At 50.4% G+C, this 18,716-nt stretch carries 16 protein-coding genes; 15 read left to right on the top strand and 1 reads right to left on the bottom strand.

Translation table 11 applies throughout. The features are described from left to right. Positions 1 to 65: 65 nt before the first annotated feature. The 13 genes from rlmD to rpoS all read left to right on the top strand — a co-directional run bounded on the left by rlmD (position 66) and on the right by rpoS (position 13,953). Entirely contained in the window at positions 66 to 1,400 is a 1,335-nt protein-coding gene (gene rlmD, locus NY07_RS06790; RefSeq protein WP_033538582.1) for a 23S rRNA (uracil(1939)-C(5))-methyltransferase RlmD, read from the top strand. 164 nt (positions 1,401 to 1,564) lie between these two features. Then, positions 1,565 to 3,769: a GTP diphosphokinase gene (gene relA, locus NY07_RS06785; RefSeq protein ID WP_033538581.1), complete on the top strand. Its 2,205-nt coding sequence runs from the start codon at positions 1,565 to 1,567 to the stop codon at positions 3,767 to 3,769. Between the two features lie 68 nt (positions 3,770 to 3,837). Then, positions 3,838 to 4,635 carry a nucleoside triphosphate pyrophosphohydrolase gene (mazG, locus tag NY07_RS06780; RefSeq protein ID WP_033538580.1) on the top strand — a complete coding sequence of 266 codons (798 nt, stop codon included), beginning with the start codon at positions 3,838 to 3,840 and terminating at the stop codon, positions 4,633 to 4,635. 110 nt (positions 4,636 to 4,745) lie between these two features. Continuing rightward, the gene (locus NY07_RS06775) at positions 4,746 to 6,383 is read left to right on the top strand and encodes a CTP synthase (protein ID WP_033538579.1); all 1,638 of its coding nucleotides are present in this window, start codon (positions 4,746 to 4,748) and stop codon (positions 6,381 to 6,383) included. A gap of 132 nt (positions 6,384 to 6,515) precedes the next feature. Continuing rightward, entirely contained in the window at positions 6,516 to 7,811 is a 1,296-nt protein-coding gene (gene eno / locus NY07_RS06770) for a phosphopyruvate hydratase (protein ID WP_033538578.1), read from the top strand. Between the two features lie 100 nt (positions 7,812 to 7,911). After that, a complete protein-coding gene (gene ftsB / locus NY07_RS06765) occupies positions 7,912 to 8,214 on the top strand; it encodes a cell division protein FtsB (RefSeq protein ID WP_033538577.1) in 303 nt (100 codons plus the stop codon). Positions 8,215 to 8,261: 47 nt separating this feature from the next. After that, positions 8,262 to 8,993 carry a 2-C-methyl-D-erythritol 4-phosphate cytidylyltransferase gene (gene ispD / locus NY07_RS06760; RefSeq protein WP_033538576.1) on the top strand — a complete coding sequence of 244 codons (732 nt, stop codon included), beginning with the start codon at positions 8,262 to 8,264 and terminating at the stop codon, positions 8,991 to 8,993. Between the two features lie 3 nt (positions 8,994 to 8,996). Then, entirely contained in the window at positions 8,997 to 9,482 is a 486-nt protein-coding gene (gene ispF, locus NY07_RS06755) for a 2-C-methyl-D-erythritol 2,4-cyclodiphosphate synthase (protein ID WP_033538575.1), read from the top strand. Between the two features lie 9 nt (positions 9,483 to 9,491). Beyond that, positions 9,492 to 10,559, top strand: a complete 1,068-nt coding sequence (truD, locus tag NY07_RS06750) for a tRNA pseudouridine(13) synthase TruD (protein WP_033538574.1) — start codon at positions 9,492 to 9,494, stop codon at positions 10,557 to 10,559. Further along, positions 10,552 to 11,301: a 5'/3'-nucleotidase SurE gene (gene surE / locus NY07_RS06745; RefSeq protein ID WP_033538645.1), complete on the top strand. Its 750-nt coding sequence runs from the start codon at positions 10,552 to 10,554 to the stop codon at positions 11,299 to 11,301. The genes truD and surE overlap by 8 nt, the downstream gene beginning before the upstream one ends. After that, positions 11,298 to 11,933 (top strand): protein-L-isoaspartate(D-aspartate) O-methyltransferase, encoded by a 636-nt coding sequence (locus tag NY07_RS06740; protein WP_033538573.1) that lies wholly within the window; start codon positions 11,298 to 11,300, stop codon positions 11,931 to 11,933. The genes surE and NY07_RS06740 overlap by 4 nt, the downstream gene beginning before the upstream one ends. Positions 11,934 to 11,988: 55 nt before the next feature. Continuing rightward, on the top strand, positions 11,989 to 12,900 hold the full coding sequence (locus NY07_RS06735) for a peptidoglycan DD-metalloendopeptidase family protein (RefSeq protein ID WP_033538644.1): 912 nt from the start codon (positions 11,989 to 11,991) through the stop codon (positions 12,898 to 12,900). A 78-nt stretch (positions 12,901 to 12,978) separates the two neighbouring features. After that, on the top strand, positions 12,979 to 13,953 hold the full coding sequence (rpoS, locus tag NY07_RS06730) for an RNA polymerase sigma factor RpoS (protein ID WP_033538572.1): 975 nt from the start codon (positions 12,979 to 12,981) through the stop codon (positions 13,951 to 13,953). A gap of 182 nt (positions 13,954 to 14,135) precedes the next feature. Here the strand turns inward: rpoS and mutS are convergent, their stop codons facing one another. Further along, positions 14,136 to 16,703, bottom strand: a complete 2,568-nt coding sequence (gene mutS, locus NY07_RS06725) for a DNA mismatch repair protein MutS (protein WP_033538571.1) — start codon at positions 16,701 to 16,703, stop codon at positions 14,136 to 14,138. 332 nt (positions 16,704 to 17,035) lie between these two features. Here mutS and recA point away from each other — a divergent pair, with 332 nt between their 5' ends. Both recA and recX read left to right on the top strand, forming a co-directional pair. Next, positions 17,036 to 18,097 carry a recombinase RecA gene (recA, locus tag NY07_RS06720; protein ID WP_033538570.1) on the top strand — a complete coding sequence of 354 codons (1,062 nt, stop codon included), beginning with the start codon at positions 17,036 to 17,038 and terminating at the stop codon, positions 18,095 to 18,097. Between the two features lie 28 nt (positions 18,098 to 18,125). Further along, positions 18,126 to 18,575 (top strand): recombination regulator RecX, encoded by a 450-nt coding sequence (gene recX / locus NY07_RS06715; RefSeq protein WP_081953784.1) that lies wholly within the window; start codon positions 18,126 to 18,128, stop codon positions 18,573 to 18,575. Positions 18,576 to 18,716 lie beyond the last annotated feature (141 nt).

Genomic DNA, 18,716 nt, shown 5'->3' with positions numbered 1-18,716 from the left:
GGTTACATTAGACTGCCAGACTTTGTGCAGTCTTTACTAGTATTTTTATTGTTTTAGAGGCCTAGATGGCACAATTTTATAAAGCTAAACCCCGAAAAACTCAGCGAACTCTCGCCAAGCAAAGTTTCGATGTTACCCAGCTCGACCATCTGGGGGCAGGGATAGCAGATGGCGAGGGAAAAATTGTCTTTATTCCTGGCGCCTTACCCGGTGAGAGAGTGACGGCGCAGATAACAGAACAGAAGAAGCGTCACGCCAAAGCCAAGCTCATTAAGGTTGAGAGCGCAAGCACTGCGCGTATCGAGCCCAACTGCCCCTATTATGGTCGCTGCGGCGGCTGCGACCTGCAGCATCTGGCACTGGATTCACAGCGTGATGCCAAGCAAGCTGCCCTGGTGAATCTTATTGAGAAGATGGGGCGTACCCAAGTCCAGCATATCAGTGCGCCGTTGTCGGGTGAGGGCTGGCATTATCGCCGCCGCGCTCGTATGGCAACTCAATATCAGCGAGATAGCAAGCAGCTCAATTTAGGCTTTCGCGCCTTGGCCAGTAGCGATGTGGTCAATATCGATGCTTGCCCTGTGCTGGCTAAGTCGCTATCGGATCTGCTGCATCCTTTAAACCTTTGTCTGAATCAACTCAGTGGCAAACGCACACTGGGTCATGTGGAGCTCTTGTCGGTGGACTCGGGCGATGGTGTGGTGGTGCGTATCACTACTGCGCTAAATGATAAGGATAAGGCGCTGCTAATCGCCTTTGGACAGGCCCATCAGGTCAGCGTCACCCTGCTGGACGACGATGGTCAGTTAGAGACAGTAACGGGTGAATCGGGTTTGCCTTATTACCGCCTGAAAGATGGAAGTCAGCTTGGCTTCTCGCCGGGTAACTTTATTCAGGTCAATGGCGAGATCAATCAGCAGATGATTACTCAGGCGATCGACTGGCTCCAAGTCGAGCCGGGCGAGCGGGTGCTCGACCTTTTCTGCGGCGTGGGGAATTTTACCCTGCCGCTGGCCAAGGCCGGCGCTAAGCTAGTAGGGGTCGAAGGAGTCGAGGCCATGGTTACCCAGGCTAAACGCAATGCTGAGGCGAGCGGTGTCGAAGGCACCGAGTTTTACCATGCCGACTTGAGTGCCGATCTCTCTAATGCACCCTGGCTTGGGCGGATTGATAAGTTATTGCTGGATCCCGCCAGAGCCGGCGCCTTTGAGAGTCTACAATGGTTAAAGAAGATGAAGCCAAAGGCGATTGTCTATATCTCCTGTAACCCAGTGAGTCTGGCCAGAGATTGTGAGCCGCTACTGGCACAGGGATATGTACTGAGCTGTCTCGGGCTTATCGATATGTTTCCCCAGACTCATCATATCGAGGCCATGGCCTTGTTTGAGTTGGATAAATAAGTCGATTAAGCGGCCAAATAGTCGACGCATATCAATTGACATTGGCGGGGGAATCCCCAAGATAGTGGGGTCGGTATTGGCTATGTCATGTGACACTTTCAGGATGACAGAACAGGTCGAGCAATTTAGGGGCAATAACTTAAGTTATAAAGGACATGCAGTAGATGGTATCTGTTAGAGAAGCACATTTTAAAGACACAGATTTTCAATTAACCGAATGGGTTAATCGTTATCTGAGTGACGCCGAAGAGGCCAGCACCTTACTCGCTCTGATCAAACAGGTCGAGGATTTGGTGGCGAAACATGATGCTAACGATACCCTGCTGATCGGTCGTGCCCGCGAGTTGATCGAGATCTTAGCCCCACTCAACATGGATATCGAAACCCTACAAGCGGCAGTGATCTTCGTGGTGTTTGATGCCGGCCTGTTGACTGAGGAGCAGATGCTTGAGCTGTTTGGCGACAAATTAACTACCTTAGTGAACAGCGTAGTGACCATGGATGCCATTGGTGCGCTAAAGGTCAATGAGCAGAGCCGCAACGCCGAACCTCAAATCGATAACATTCGGAAGATGCTGCTGGCCATGGTGGAAGATGTCCGCGCCGTGGTGATCAAGCTGGCCGAACGTATCTGTTTGCTGCGGGAAGTGAAAAATGCCGACGAGGAGACTCGGGTGCTGTTGGCTCGTGAGATCGCCGATATCTATGCGCCGCTAGCCAACCGTCTGGGGATAGGTCAGCTCAAATGGGAACTGGAAGATATCTCGTTTCGCTATCTGCACCCTGAGGTCTACAAGGATATTGCCAAGCAGCTCGATGGCAAGCGGGTGGATCGTGAGATCTATATCGAGAATTTCGTTAACCAGCTGCAGCAGCGGCTGGATGAGGAGCAGATCCGCGCCAAGGTCTATGGCAGACCTAAGCATATCTATAGTATCTGGAAGAAGATGCGCGGCAAAGATCTCACCTTTGATGAGCTGTTTGATGTGCGCGCCGTGCGTATCGTCACCGAGCGCTTACAAGATTGCTATGGCGCTTTAGGTGTGGTGCACACCCTTTGGCATCATATCCCGCGCGAATTCGATGATTATGTTGCTAACCCTAAGCCTAACGGTTATCAATCTATTCATACCATAGTGGTGGGCCCAGAGGGCAAGACGGTAGAGATACAGATCCGTACCGAGCAGATGCATGAAGATGCCGAGCTTGGGGTCGCCGCTCACTGGAAATATAAAGAGGGCACCACGGGTAAGCAGAGCGGCTACGAAGAGAAGATCAATTGGCTGCGTAAGATCCTGCAGTGGCAGGAAGATGTGGCCGAGAGTGGCAATTTGGTAGATGAAGTCCGCAGCCAGGTGTTTGAGGACAGGGTCTATGTCTTCACCCCTAACGGTGACGTAGTGGATCTGCCTATGGGCTCAACCGTGCTCGATTTTGCCTACTATATTCACTCTCAGGTGGGGCATAAGTGTATTGGTGCCAAGGTCGATGGTCGTATCGTCCCCTTTACCTATCAGGTGGAAACCGGTGAGCGGGTGGAGATCATTACCTCTAAGCATCCCAACCCTAAGCGGGATTGGCTGAACCCTAACCTAGGCTATATCAAGACCTCGCGCACCCGCTCAAAGATCCAGCATTGGTTTAAGCAGCAAGACAGAGACAAGAATATTGTCGCTGGCCGCGAGATGCTCGAGACCGAGCTGGCGCGCTCAGGCCTGACTCTTAAAGATGCCCAAAGCGCGGTGGAACGTTTCAACATGGTGGGCATGGATGATCTGCTGGCCGGAATCGGCGGTGGTGATGTCAGGCTTAATCAGGTGGTTAACCATGTTCAGAGCCGGATGCGCATCAATGAGGTGTCTGAAGAGGAAGCCCTTGAAGATCTGCTGAAGAAGAATCAGGCGCGCTCAACCGGAAAAGGCAAAGGCCAGGTTGAGGTCAATGGTGTCGGTAACCTGCTTAGTCATATCGCAAAATGTTGTCAGCCTGTGCCTGGGGATGAGATCTTTGGGTTCATCACTAAGGGCAGAGGGATCTCTGTGCATCGGGCCGATTGTGAGCAGGTCAAAGAGCTGATGCGGGTGCATCCAGAGCGCAGCGTCGATGTGGTCTGGGGTGAGAACTATTCTGGTGGTTATAAGTTAAAGCTTAAGGTATTGGCCAATGATCGCAGCGGTCTGCTCAGGGACCTCACTTCTGTGTTGGCTGCGGAGAAATCGAACGTGCTGGCCATGAGTTCATCTTCCGATGTAAAGACACAGACCGCCGCCATCGAGCTGGAGCTTGAGCTGTATAATCTCGAGGGCTTGTCGCGAGTTATCGCCAAGCTGTCTCAGGTGAGCGGCGTTATCGAGGCGAGACGTCTTTAAGTCATGCGCTAATCGCTGAAACGATAAACTAAGAGGCGGCCTAGGTCGCCTTTTTGATAGGGAAGATGATGCAGAGTAAATCCGATATCCAGAAGCTGCTGACCATCATGGAGCGGCTTCGAGACCCAGAGACTGGTTGCCCCTGGGATAAGGCGCAGAGCTATCAGACCATAGTGCCTTTTACCTTGGAGGAAGCCTTCGAGGTGGCCGATACCATAGAACGCGGCGCTCTCGATGAGCTGCCGGGGGAGCTTGGGGATCTACTGTTTCAGGTGATCTTCTATTGTCAGCTGGGTAAGGAGCAGGGGCGGTTCGATTTTGAGCTGGTGGTGGAAAAGATCTGCACTAAGCTCACCGAGCGTCATCCCCATGTGTTTGGCGAGATGAACCAGGCCTCTAGTGAGGCGGTACGTGAAACCTGGGAGAGCATCAAAGCCCAAGAACGCGCCGGTCGCTCACTGCATTCGGTGCTCGATGATATTCCCAAAGCCCTGCCGGCCCTTTCCCGCGCGGCCAAGGTGCAGCGAAGAGTAGCGACGGTCGGGTTCGATTGGAATGATTTAGCGCCTGTGGTGGCCAAGATCCATGAGGAGATCGACGAAGTAATGGTCGAGGTTGCTGCCCAGGATAGAGACAAGATGGAAGATGAGCTCGGGGATCTGCTGTTTGCCGTAGTGAATCTGGCAAGGCATCTTAAGCTGGATCCTGAGCAGGCGCTGCGCCGGGCAACCCATAAATTTGAGCATCGCTTTCGCGGCGTCGAGGCCTTGGCTGCCCAGTCGGATAGATCGATGCAGGAGCATACGCTCGCTGAACTGGACGCTTATTGGGAGCAAGTCAAGCGAAATGATCCCCTAAAAGACTAAAATAGTTGCCGTTACCTATTTGTCGAAACCGATGGGCTTTGGTATAATAACGCCCCGTCCTAGTGCTTTCATACAAGCACATATTTCCAACTCATTTTCTCAGGTTCAGCATGACTACAAGGTATATCTTCGTTACTGGTGGCGTGGTTTCATCACTAGGTAAAGGCATTGCAGCAGCATCATTGGCGGCAATTTTAGAGGCTAGAGGCCTTAATGTAACCATTATGAAGTTGGATCCTTATATTAACTTGGATCCAGGTACCATGAGCCCAACTCAGCACGGTGAAGTATTCGTGACTGAAGATGGGGCTGAAACTGACCTCGACTTGGGTCATTACGAGCGTTTCATCCGTACTAAGATGAATCGTCGTAACAACTTCACCACGGGTCGTATCTACGAAGAAGTGCTGCGCAAAGAGCGTCGTGGCGACTATCTGGGCGCCACCATTCAGGTGATCCCACATATTACCAATGCAATTAAAGAGAAAGTGCTTGAGGGCGGAGAAGGGCACGACGTGGCGATCGTTGAGATCGGCGGTACCGTTGGTGATATCGAGTCATTGCCTTTCCTTGAGTCAATTCGTCAGTTGGGTGTAGAACTAGGCCGTGATCGTACCCTATTTATGCATTTGACCCTGGTGCCTTTCCTTGGCGCGGCGGGCGAAGTTAAAACTAAGCCGACACAGCACTCTGTGAAGGAGCTGCGTTCTATCGGTATCGCACCAGATGTATTGGTTTGCCGTGGTGATCGCGCTATCCCATCTAACGAGAAGGCGAAGATTTCGCTTTTCTGTAACGTTGAAGAGCGTGCGGTGATTTCACTGAAAGATGTCGATAGTATCTACAAGATCCCTGCACTGCTGAAGGCGCAAGGTTTGGATGATCTGGTCACCAAGCGTTTCGGTCTTGACTGTAAAGAAGCCGATCTGTCTGAGTGGGAAAACGTTATCTACCAAGAAGCCAACCCAACAGGCGAAGTCACTATTGGTATGGTAGGTAAGTACACTGAATTACCAGATGCCTATAAGTCGGTTAACGAAGCATTAAAACATGCCGGCCTATTCAACCGCGTATCGGTGAACATTAAGTATATCGATTCACAAAATATCGAAGCCAAAGGCACAGAAGTGCTGGAAGGCCTTGACGGTATCCTGGTACCGGGCGGCTTTGGTGAGCGCGGTGTCGAAGGTAAGATCATGGCAGCTCAGTATGCCCGTGAAAATAACCTACCTTATTTCGGTATCTGTCTAGGTATGCAAGTGGCACTGATTGAATTCGCTCGCCACGTGGCCGGTTTAGAAAATGCGCATTCAACCGAGTTCAACAAAGACACGCCGTATCCAGTTGTGGGCTTGATCACAGAATGGATTGACGAACAAGGTAATATCGAGCAACGTCATGAAGAATCAGATCTCGGTGGCACCATGCGTCTAGGCGCACAGCTGTGTCATCTGATCGAAGGTACTAAGGCGGCAGAAGCCTATAAGGGTCTAACCTGTGTAGAGCGTCACCGTCACCGTTACGAAGTGAACAACACATACAGAGAACGTTTAGAGAAAGCTGGCTTGGTATTTAGCGGTCTGTCAACAGATCGTCAGCTGGTTGAAATGATTGAACTCCCTAACCACCCTTGGTTTGTGGCGGGTCAGTTCCACCCTGAATTTACATCAACACCTCGCGATGGTCAGCCATTGTTCCAAGGTTTTGTTGCTGCAGCCGTAGCGTACCAAAAACGCGATTTAGGCTAATCTATATACAAGGGCCGCTTCCGACTCTCGGAGGCGGCTTTTTTGTTTCAGATGATGTAAATTTAGCGATAAGAATTTTAGTTTTGCATTAACTTTTTAAACTTAAATCTTAAACTTAAAGTCGAGGAAATTATGGCTAAAATTATCAATGTCATTGGTCGCGAGATCATGGATTCACGTGGTAACCCAACGGTTGAAGCGGAAGTACATCTAGATGGTGGTTTTGTTGGTATGGCTGCTGCGCCATCGGGTGCCTCTACCGGTAGCCGTGAAGCACTAGAACTGCGTGACGGTGACAAGAGCCGTTACATGGGTAAAGGTGTATTGACTGCTGTCGCTAACATCAACGGCCAGATCCGTGACGCCCTAATGGGTAAAGATGCAACGGCGCAGGCCGAGCTGGATCAGATCATGATCGACCTAGATGGCACTGAGAACAAAGACAAGCTAGGCGCTAACGCTATCCTGGCCGTGTCTCTGGCTGCTGCTAAAGCCGCTGCTGCTTTTAAAGGTATGCCATTGTATGCACACATCGCCGAGCTAAACGGTACTCCTGGCCAGTACTCTATGCCTGTGCCTATGATGAACATCCTTAACGGTGGTGAGCACGCCGACAACAACGTTGATATCCAAGAGTTCATGGTTCAGCCTGTTGGTGCTAAGAGCTTCCGTGAAGCACTGCGCATGGGCGCCGAAATCTTCCACAACCTGAAGAAGGTTCTGCAAGAGAAGGGTCTTAACACTGCTGTGGGTGATGAAGGTGGTTTTGCGCCTAACTTAGCGTCTAACGCCGATGCTTTGGCAGTGATTAAGATTGCGGTAGAAAAAGCAGGTTACAAGCTGGGTGAAGATGTAACTCTGGCTCTTGACTGTGCAGCATCTGAGTTCTACAAAGATGGTCAGTATGACCTATCTGGCGAGGGTAAGGTATTTGACTCAAACGGCTTCTCTGACTTCCTTAAGTCACTGACCGAAGAGTACCCTATCGTGTCTATCGAAGATGGTTTGGACGAGTCAGATTGGGATGGCTGGGCATACCAGACACAAATCCTTGGCGACAAGATCCAGCTGGTCGGTGATGACCTGTTTGTTACCAACACTAAGATCCTAAGCCGTGGTATCGAGAACAAGATCGCTAACTCTATTCTGATCAAGTTCAACCAAATCGGTTCACTGACTGAAACCTTAGCGGCAATTCGCATGGCGAAAGACGCAGGTTACACGGTTGTTATCTCTCACCGTAGTGGTGAAACCGAAGATGCGACTATCGCGGATCTTGCGGTAGCGACTGCAGCGGGTCAAATCAAGACTGGTTCACTGTGTCGTAGTGACCGTGTGGCTAAGTACAACCAGCTGCTACGTATCGAAGAGCAGTTAGGTGAAAAAGCGCCATATAAGGGCCGTAGCGAGATTAAAGGCCAAGCATAACCGAGTTTTTTGCGGTTAAATTGGTAAAAGGCCACCACTTGGTGGCCTTTTTTGTTGTAATATCAGTTCAGCCTTTTAACAGAGATAAAGCCCATTAAGGATGAAGCGACTTCTTATCGCCATGTTTGCGCTGCTTGGCCTGCTCCAGTATCGACTCTGGTGGGGGCAAAATAGTTTACCCGAATCTTTTCAGCTGCAAGAACAGATCCAGTTGCAGCGTGAGAGCAACGCCAAATTAATCGAACGCAATCAGGTACTCAAAGAAGAGATCCTCGATCTTCGTCGCGGCACTGAGGCCCTTGAAGAGCGGGCTCGTAATGAGCTGGGTATGGTTAAACAGGGCGAAACTTTCTTTCGTGTAGTGGGCGAGCCTCAGCGTAAAGCCGAGATAGGCGAGCAGTAGGTAATGGCTCCCGCCATGGCCTTGAAACCTGACATGAGTTCAAATCAATGACAAGTTCCATCAAAGATCTCGTTGCCATCGTTCCCGCCGCCGGTATTGGTGCGCGCATGGGCGCTGAGATCCCTAAGCAGTATCTGATGTTAAATCATCAAGCTATTCTGGCGCATACCCTAGATCGCCTATTGGAACATCCGCGCATAACGCAGGTGATCCTAGCCCTGAGCCCAGAAGATACTCATTTTGCCAAACTGACTCAGGCAACACATCCCAAACTCATGACTGTCGTGGGCGGTAAAGAGCGCGCCGATTCTGTGCTGAGCGCGCTCAATGTGGCGCCAGATTCTGCCTGGGCGCTCGTTCACGACGCGGCTCGTCCCTGTCTAAGTCATGCAGATATCGATAAGCTGATCGCCGCCTGTGAAACCGAAGCTGGTAAGCACCAGGGAGCCATCTTAGCCATGCCAGTACGAGACACCATGAAGCGCTCAACGGCCGATGGCAAGATAGCGAATACGGTTTGCCGAGAAAACCTTTGGCATGCTCTGACCCCGCAGTTGTTTCCTGTGGTGTCTTTGCGACAAAACCTCGCCCAGGCACTGGCGTCGGGAGTGGCTATTACCGATGAGGCCTCAGCAATGGAGTGGGCTGGTGGCCAGCCACTACTGGTAAGTGGCCGCTTTGACAACATTAAGGTAACCCATCCAGACGATCTGCAATTGGCTGCACTGTTTTTACAGGCGGCCCAGGCAGATGACCCAGATTCAACTAAAGGTGACTGAAAGATGAATATACGTATCGGCCACGGTTTCGACGTACACAAGTTTGGTGGTGAGTTGCCGCTGATTTTAGGCGGTGTTGAAGTGCCTTATGATACTGGTTTGGTTGCCCATTCCGATGGGGATGTGGTGCTGCATGCCATCTCAGATGCCATTCTTGGCGCCATGGCGCTGGGGGATATCGGCAAACATTTTCCCGATACCGACCCTGAGTTCAAAGGTGCTGACAGCCGAGTGTTACTGCGCCACTGTTATCAGCTCGCGCGGGATAAAGGCTACCAGCTGGGCAACCTTGATGTGACCATTATTGCCCAGGCGCCTAAGATGCTGCCGCATATTGATGCCATACGTCAGTGCTTGAGTGAAGACTTAGCCAGCGAGATTGAGGCGATTAATGTTAAGGCTACCACAACCGAGAAACTTGGTTTTACTGGCCGAAAAGAGGGCATCGCCGTAGAAGCCGTGGTGCTCATGTGCGCTGAGCAAAGATAAGAGAGAGTTATGACCCCATTGCATTATTTGTTTGGCCAGCCTCAGGCGAGTGCCGATTTGAGAACCCACAACAGTGATTTTATCGTGCAGGAGATCCTGCCCTTTCTACCCACTGGTGAGGGGGAGCATCATATGCTGCATATTCGCAAGTCGGGGCTTAATACCGCCGATGTGGCACGTATGCTCTCTAGCTTTGCCGGTGTGCACCCGAAAGAAGTGACCTTTGCGGGGCAGAAAGACAGACACGCTATCACAGAGCAATGGTTTGGGGTCAGGATCCCGGGTAAGAGCATGCCCGACTGGCAATCGCTAAACAGTGATCAGCTAACCGTGCTTTCCAGTGCCCGTCACGGTAAGAAGCTGCGCACCGGCGCACTTGCAGGCAATCGTTTTACCCTGACGCTCAGAGCCGTCTCCGATATGGATGAAGTGGTCAGGCGTCTTGAGCTGATTAAACACACAGGTGTGCCCAACTACTTTGGTGAGCAGCGATTTGGTCATGACGGTAAAAATTTGATTTTTGGCCGTCAGATGCTCAACGGCAGCAAGAAGGTGAAGGATAGAAATAAGCGCAGTATCTATCTGTCAGCTGTGCGCTCACATCTCTTTAATCAAGTGGTCAGCGAGCGTTTACGTCAGTTCGAGCTTAAGGTGCTCGAGGGGGATTGCGTGATGCTGGCGGGCAGTAAGAGTTACTTTGTCGCCAACCCTTGGGATGAGGCGCTAAACAAGCGATTGGATGAGCAAGATATTTTGCTCTCGGCGCCCTTATGGGGGCGTGGTCAGGCGCTGTGTGAAGCCGAGGCTCTGACGTTTGAGCAGAGTGTGTGTGAGCCCTTTGCTGTAGATTGTGCAGGCCTTGAGCAGGCGGGATTGAATCAAGAACGTCGCCCGCTTATCTTGCTACCCCAGCAACTCAGTTACGAGATTAACGACGATACCTTGGTCCTCAAGTTTGCACTACCAGCGGGCAGCTTTGCCACTTCTGTACTGCGGGAACTGGTGGATTATCAGGATGTCAAAGAGCGAGAGTTTCAGGCTCGTCGAGCCGCAGCGAGTGAACAAGCCCATGATTAAAATATTAGTCAGCAATGACGATGGTATAGCGGCACCTGGAATTGCCGCACTGTCTAATGCCTTGGCAAAACAATATGAGGTGATGACGGTAGGGCCAGATCGTAACTGCTCTGGTGCCAGTAACTCATTAACCTTGACTAACCCTTTGCGAATTAATAAGTTAGACAATGGTTATATTTCAGTCAGTGGCACGCCAACCGACTGTGTCCATCTTGCGATTCGAGAGTTTTATGTTGAGGAGCCAGACATAGTGGTTTCTGGCATCAATGCCGGTGCCAATATGGGTGACGATACCCTTTATTCAGGAACGGTTGCCGCCGCGATGGAAGGGCGCTTTTTAGGCTTACCCGCCATTGCTATCTCTTTGGTAGGCCGAGAGTTGAAACATTATGATAGCGCCGCCTACTATGCCTGTAAGATAGTGGCAGGGCTTATTGAAAGCCCTATTGCATCGGACCAAATTTTAAATGTGAATGTGCCGGATCTGCCGCTAGATGAAATTAAAGGAATAAGGGTGACACGCCTTGGGGCGCGGCACAGGGCAGAGGGGATGGTGCGCATGCAAGATCCTGCCGGACGTGAAATATTTTGGCTCGGCCCTCCGGGTGAAGAGCAAGATGCTAGTGAAGGGACAGACTTTCACGCGGTTGCTAATGGCTATGTATCTGTGACGCCTTTAACTGTCGATCTGACGGCCTTTGAACAAGTTCCAAAAATAAAGCAATGGGTAGAGCAATTATGAATGGGGTAACCACCACGGCGGCACTGAATCTGGCACATAGCCTTCAGCGAGCTGGTATTAACAATACTGATGTATTATCTGTGGTGGCTAACACGCCAAGAGAACTTTTTCTTGATGCGGCTCTGGGGCACAAGGCTTATGAAAATACTGCCTTGCCTATCGGCCAGGGTCAGACGATCTCTCAGCCCTATATTGTCGCGCGGATGACAGAGTTGTTATTGGAAACCAAGCCCAAGCGGGTATTGGAGATAGGCACAGGCTCGGGTTACCAGGCGGCCATTCTCGCCCAGTTGGTTGACGAGTTGTGTACCGTTGAGCGGATTAAGAGTTTACAGATCCAGGCGCGTCAACGTTTAAAGCGACTCGATCTTCATAATGTTTCCTTCAAATATGGTGATGGCTGGAAAGGCTGGGCCAATAAGGGGCCTTTCGATGCCATCATGGTGACAGCCGCGGCAAGTAGTGTTCCCGAAGCACTGCTGGAGCAGCTGGTAGATGGTGGTGTGCTGGTGATCCCCGTAGGGGAAGAGACTCAGCAGTTGATGCGAGTCAGTCGCCAGGGCAATCAATTTTTCTCGAAAACCATAGAAATGGTCAAATTTGTCCCTCTGGTTAATGGTGAATTGGCTTAGTGGTTGTGACACGTATAGAAAGGCCTTTGCCTTGGAGCAGAGGGCTGGCGCTATGATGAGAGTCTTGTCAAAGAGCGTCGTTCATTTTGTTATATTATTCTTGTCGATCTGGATGACGGGTTGTAGCTTTCAGGCCCATACACCAGCACCTGTCGTTAACGTAAACACTCCGGTGAAGACTGCCTATAAAAGAGGTGGCCTCACATCCGACCACTATAAGGTCAAGCGTGGAGATACCCTGTATTCGATCTCCTGGGCTGCCAATAAAGATTTTGCCGAAATCGCCCGATATAACGGGCTTCGCAAGCCATATACCATCTATCCCGGACAGGTTTTAAAGCTAAAATCGACAAAGAATGTTACAAATGCCAAAACAAAGCAAAGCAGTCAAGTATTAGCGAGTAATAGGCAGCATGACACTCACAAAAATATTAATAAACAACCAGTTAAGCAAAGTCAGGCGCCGACCGTCAGTAAAATGGCACCGGTGAAAAAATCACTTGATCGGGGCGATAAATCAGCATACGCTGTTACAACTGACCAACAAGATGTTAACGTTGTTATCCACAAGCCGAGTAGTACTCTACCTAAGAAGGTGCAGCGGTGGCATTGGCCTGTTAAGGGCAAGTTGATCGGAAAATTCTCTACCAAGGAACAAGGTAATAAAGGAATTAAGATCGCAGGATCTCGGGGCGATCGCATACAGGCTGCGGCTGATGGGCGGGTAGTGTATGCAGGTAGTGCGCTGAGGGGATATGGCAATTTGGTGATTATTAAGCATAGCGATGACTATCTCAGTGCTTACGCCCATGCCGATAAGATCTTAGTTAAAGAGAAGCAATTCGTTACTGCAGGACAAACGGTAGCGAGTATGGGACAGACGGGCACCAACCAGGTGATGCTGCATTTTGAAATTCGGTATCATGGAAAATCCGTTGACCCACTTAAATTTTTGCCTAAATCATAATTTTTATAGGCGCCATTTTGGCAATTGGAGGATAGCAAAGTGCAGTAAATTAGCATGTAAAATTTGGGAGAGTATATTATGGGTCGTAAACAATCTACCGCCGTCGCGGAGCCCTTGGTTGACTTGTCTAAGAACGAGTCTGATCTATCAGTGACTAACAGCAAGAAGGTGATCAAAGACGCAGAACTAGAACAGCAAGTACAAGATGACTTACAAAAGAACTTAGATGCGACACAGCTGTATTTAAGTGAAATCGGATTTTCCCCCCTATTGAGTGCGGAAGAAGAGGTATATTTCTCACGTAAAGCCCTAAAAGGCTGTGATAAATCTCGCAACCGTATGATTGAGAGTAATCTCAGACTCGTCGTAAAAATTGCACGTCGTTATAATAATCGTGGTTTGGCATTACTGGATTTGATTGAAGAAGGTAATTTAGGTTTGATCCGTGCGGTCGAAAAGTTCGATCCCGAACGCGGCTTCAGATTTTCAACCTATGCCACCTGGTGGATCCGCCAGACAATAGAACGTGCGATCATGAATCAAACTCGCACCATTCGCCTACCTATTCATGTGGTCAAGGAGCTTAATGTCTACCTTCGTACTGCCAGGGAGCTTGCGCACAAATTAGATCATGAGCCAACGGCAGAAGAGATTGCCGAGCAACTAGACTTGCCAAGTAGTGACGTGAGCAAGATGCTAAAGCTTAATGAGCGTATCACCTCAGTCGATACTCCACTTGGTGGCGACAACGACAAAGCCTTGCTCGATGTGCTGGCCGATGATGATAGCGTAGGGCCAGATTACAAGGTACAAGACGATGATATGTCTAAGTCTGTAGTGCGTTGGTTAGATGAGCTAAACAGCAAACAAAGAGAAGTGCTTGCCCGTCGTTTTGGTCTGCTGGGTTATGAGCCTTCGACCCTGGAAAATGTGGGTAAAGAGATAGGACTCACTCGTGAAAGAGTTCGCCAAATTCAGGTTGAAGCCCTGAAGCGTCTGAAGGATCTCCTCAGCGCACAAGGACTATCGGTAGAAGCGATATTCCGAGTTTAACAAAAGCAAGTGGGGTGTAGGCTTAGTGGTTCAAAGTTGATGCCTCTTCAAAGGTGTTGAGCCTGGAAGAGCCATGCTAGTGTGTTATGGTAATTTGAAGCCCAAGGAAGATATTCTTTGTTTTGAGAGTCGACCCCATACCTTATTTAAAAAAGCGCACCTTAAGGTGCGCTTTTTGCTGTTTAACGAAGTTGTTTTAGCTCATAAAGGAGATCAAGCGCCTGTCTGGGGGTGAGACTATCAGGGTCGATAGTGTCTAATCTGTCCAGTGCTTTTGAAGATTCAGGCATGGCGAGGCTTAGCTGTGCTTGTCTTAGCTCGGGCAATCCCTCTTCTCTGTCTCGGCTTTCCAAGTGATGTAGCTTATGCTTGGCTGCTTGCACGACCTTGGCGGGCACGCCAGCCAGCGCGGCGACCTGTAGGCCATAGCTTTTGCTTGCCGCTCCCTCTTGTACTGCATGCATAAAGGCGATGGTATCGTCATGTTCTATGGCATCTAGATGTACGTTGGCCACATTCTCGATTTGTTCGGGTAGCTGAGTTAGCTCGAAATAGTGGGTGGCGAACAATGTCATCGACCTGAGGCTTTGCGCCAGATGCTCGGCAGCCGACCAAGCGAGCGATAAGCCATCATAGGTTGAGGTGCCGCGGCCAATTTCATCCATGAGCACTAAGCTTTCTGGCGTGGCATTGTGGAGTATGTTGGCGGTTTCAGTCATCTCCACCATGAAGGTTGAGCGCCCCGAGGCGAGATCGTCTGCAGCGCCAATACGGGTAAAGATGCGATCGACCGGCCCTATCGCGGCCTTTTGTGCCGGCACAAAGCTGCCGATGTGCGCCATTAAGGTGATCAGGGCGACCTGGCGCATATAGGTTGATTTACCACCCATGTTGGGGCCTGTGACAATTAGCATGCGTCTTGCGGGATTAAGTGACACTGGGTTAGCGATAAACGGGCTTTGACTGACGCGCTCGACCACAGGGTGCCTCCCTGCCTCGATATGAATGCCGCTCTGGGCCGTCAGTTCGGGCCTGTGATAGTCAAGCTGCTCTGCGCGCTCGGCAAAGTTAGTGATCACATCCAGTTCTGCCGCCGCCCGAGCAAACTCTTGCAACTCATGCAGGCGAGGCATCAGCAGGTCGAACAGTTCTTCCCACAGCTGTTTCTCGAGCGCCAGCGCCTTACCTTGGCTGGAGAGCACTTTTTCTTCATGCTCTTTAAGCTCGGCAACGATATAACGCTCGGTATTTTTAAGAGTTTGTCTGCGTTGATAACTCATGGGGACGAGATCTGACTCGCGCCGACTCACCTCGATATAGTAACCGTGCACCCGGTTATAGCCCACTTTTAAGGTGGAGGCGCCGGTGGCGGCTTTCTCACGGGCTTCGAGTTCGGCAAGGTAATCGGTCGCCCCTTGGCTGAGTTTGCGCCACTCATCCAGCTCGGCATGGTAGCCCTCTTTGATCACGCCGCCATCGCGGATCAGCATTGGGGGATTGTCGACGATAGCGCGGCTGAGCAGGGCATGTTCCTGTGGGAACTCACCCATTGACTGCGATAGCGTGCTTAGGTGAGCGCTGTGACATTGGCTCAGTGTCTGTTGAATGTCAGGCAATAGGGTTAATGCCTGGCGCAGACGGGCGAAATCTCTTGGCCGAGCACTGCGTATTGCCAGACGTGCCGTAATGCGTTCAATGTCGCCAAGAGCTTTTAACTGTTCGTGTAGCGGCTCATGAAAGCCATTGTTTAACAGCTCGTCGATAGCATCGTGGCGGGCATTGATGATGTTGTGATTACGCAGTGGTTCATGGATCCACCTTTGTAACATGCGACTTCCCATAGGTGTCGCCGTGTTATCAAGTACCGAAGCGAGTGTGTTTTCACTGCCCCCTTGAAGGTTACGAGTAAGCTCGAGATTCTTACGAGTCGCGGCGTCGAGTACTATGCTGTCACACTGGTTAAAACGGGTGATCGCATTGATATGGGGCAGGGCGGTGCGCTGGGTATCTTTGACATATTGGATAAGGCAGCCCGCCGCCTGCAGCGACAGGCGCACTTCTCCCAGGCCAAAACCGTACAGATCTTTGGTACCGAACTGTTCGAGCAGTAACTTGTAGCTGGTGTCATAATCGAACTCCCACTCTGGACGGCGGCGTTTGCCGGACAGGGAGTTAATCAGGCTCAGTTCGTTAAAATCTTCGCTATAGAGGAGCTCGGCGGGATTAGTACGCTGCAACTCCGCTTCCAGTGCCTCGCGACTAGCGAGTTCTGTCACGACGAATCTACCCGAGGAGAGGTCTAGCGTCGCGTAGCCAAAGCCCACTTTCCCGTGGTAAACGGCCGCTAACAGGTTATCTTGCCGTTCCTGAAGTAGGGCTTCATCGGTCAAAGTGCCGGGAGTGACGATGCGAACAATTTTTCGCTCCACCGGCCCCTTGGTGGTTGCCGGATCGCCTATCTGTTCGCAGATAGCCACAGAGACTCTTAATTGCACCAGCTTAGCCAGATAGCCCTCCACTGCGTGGTAGGGAATGCCCGCCATAGGGATGGGATCGCCGCCGCTCTTGCCCCGGGCTGTGAGGGAGATCCCTAACAGCTCAGATGCACGCTTTGCATCGTCATAAAATAGCTCGTAAAAATCTCCCATACGATAAAAAAGCAGCATATCAGGCGTTTCGGCTTTCAACGTCAGGTATTGACGCATCATAGGGGTGTGCTTTTCAAGGTGTTGAGTATCGACGGCGTTCATGAATTAACCAAGGTTTCCTGCTACGAAAAGAGTCTGTAATAGCGTGCAGATTATTACAGAATGAATGGCGTCAATACTAACAATAAATTTAGACTGGTTGCGCATTTATCCCGCTCGTTTGGGTAAATTTAGCGCGAATAAACCAGTAATGTCTCTAGCGGGCCTAAACCGATTTAGGCAAAAATAATCGCATACAGTACTTGATACTGTATGATTGTACAGTATACTAGGTTGCATATTCAGATAGCCTAAAACGATGCAGTTGCCGTTTCCCAGGCTTAACCATAACGGATACCCCACAGCGCAGCGTCTGTGATTGAGAGGAAAGCAGAATGAAGATTGATGCGAATAAAGAGAAAGCCCTGAGCGCGGTCCTTGGCCAGATTGAAAAGCAGTTCGGTAAAGGTTCCATCATGAAGTTAGGTGAAAACCGCTCTATGGATGTTGAAACCATTTCAACAGGTTCTCTGTCGCTGGACGTTGCATTGGGTGCCGGCGGTTTGCCTCTTGGTCGTATCGTTGAGATCTATGGCCCTGAATCTTCTGGTAAAACGACACTGACACTGGAAGTGATTGCTGCGGCACAGCGCGAGGGTAAGGTTTGTGCCTTTATCGACGCCGAGCATGCACTGGATCCTATCTATGCTCAGAAACTCGGTGTAGATATTGATAACCTCTTGTGTTCACAGCCTGATACCGGTGAGCAGGCCCTTGAGATCTGTGACGCCCTGACTCGCTCTGGTGCGGTTGATGTGATCATCGTTGACTCGGTAGCGGCTCTGACGCCTAAGGCTGAGATTGAAGGTGAAATTGGTGATTCTCACATGGGTCTTGCGGCGCGTATGATGAGTCAGGCGATGCGTAAGCTCGCGGGTAACCTCAAGCAATCGAATACCTTGCTGATCTTCATTAACCAAATTCGTATGAAGATTGGTGTAATGTTTGGTAACCCAGAAACGACTACGGGTGGTAATGCACTTAAGTTCTACGCATCTGTTCGTCTGGATATCCGTCGTACCGGCGCCATCAAAGATCGTGAAGAAGTCATAGGTAACGAAACCCGGGTGAAAGTGGTTAAGAACAAGATTGCTGCGCCATTTAAACAGGCTGAGTTCCAGATTCTATATGGTGAAGGCATTAACCGTACTGGCGAGCTGGTGGATCTGGGGGTTACCCATAAGCTGATTGAGAAGTCAGGTGCTTGGTATAGCTACAAAGGTGACAAGATTGGTCAAGGCCGTGCCAACGCAGGTAAGTATCTGGTTGAAAACCCAGAGGTGGCCGCAGAGATCGATCATGCGCTGCGTGCCATGTTACTTGGCGGTGGTGAAGTGGTCGCAAAATCGGCGACGGGCGATGAAAATATCGACCTGGAAACTGGCGAAGTATTTTAAGCCTTAGTCATAAGCTACACGTTTCCTTATGAGCATGTCGGCAATGCAAGTTGCGGTGGGTCTTTTGGCCCGCCGCGATTATTCTCGCTACCAGATTAAGAGTAAGTTAGCGCAAAAAGGCTTTATCGATAGTGAGATAGAGGCGGTTTTGACCCAGTGCGAAAGTCAGGGGTATCTGGATGACGCCAGATTTGCTGCATTACTATTACGTTCTCATATTGCTAAGGGCCATGGTCAGAACAAGATACGCCAATCGATGGCGCAGAAGGGGCTGGCTAAAGAGATTATTCAAGATACGCTTAATGCAAGTGACTGCGACTGGTTCGAGTTGGCGAAACAGAAAGCGGCCAAGAAATATGCTGCCAGCGGCCCGATAGAAGATCAAAAAGAGCGCGCTAAACGCGTTCGTTATCTACTTTCCCAAGGTTTCGCCTTTGACCAGGTGGCCTATGCGTTAGAGGTCGAACCCGACCTATAATTCGCTCTTAATGACTAGACCTTTTTTAGCTATGCCCTTGGGGCAAACGCACGCTTTTTAGGGTTTCTTTAGTTATCCTCAGTTAAACCTCTGGTTGTTCACTAATAGACTGCTTATAATGCTTGGCTAACTAGAGCTGTC

The organism is Shewanella sp. ECSMB14101, assembly GCF_000773485.1.
Lineage (GTDB): Bacteria > Pseudomonadota > Gammaproteobacteria > Enterobacterales > Shewanellaceae > Shewanella > Shewanella marisflavi.
This window is presented reverse-complemented; position numbering and strand designations above follow the sequence as displayed.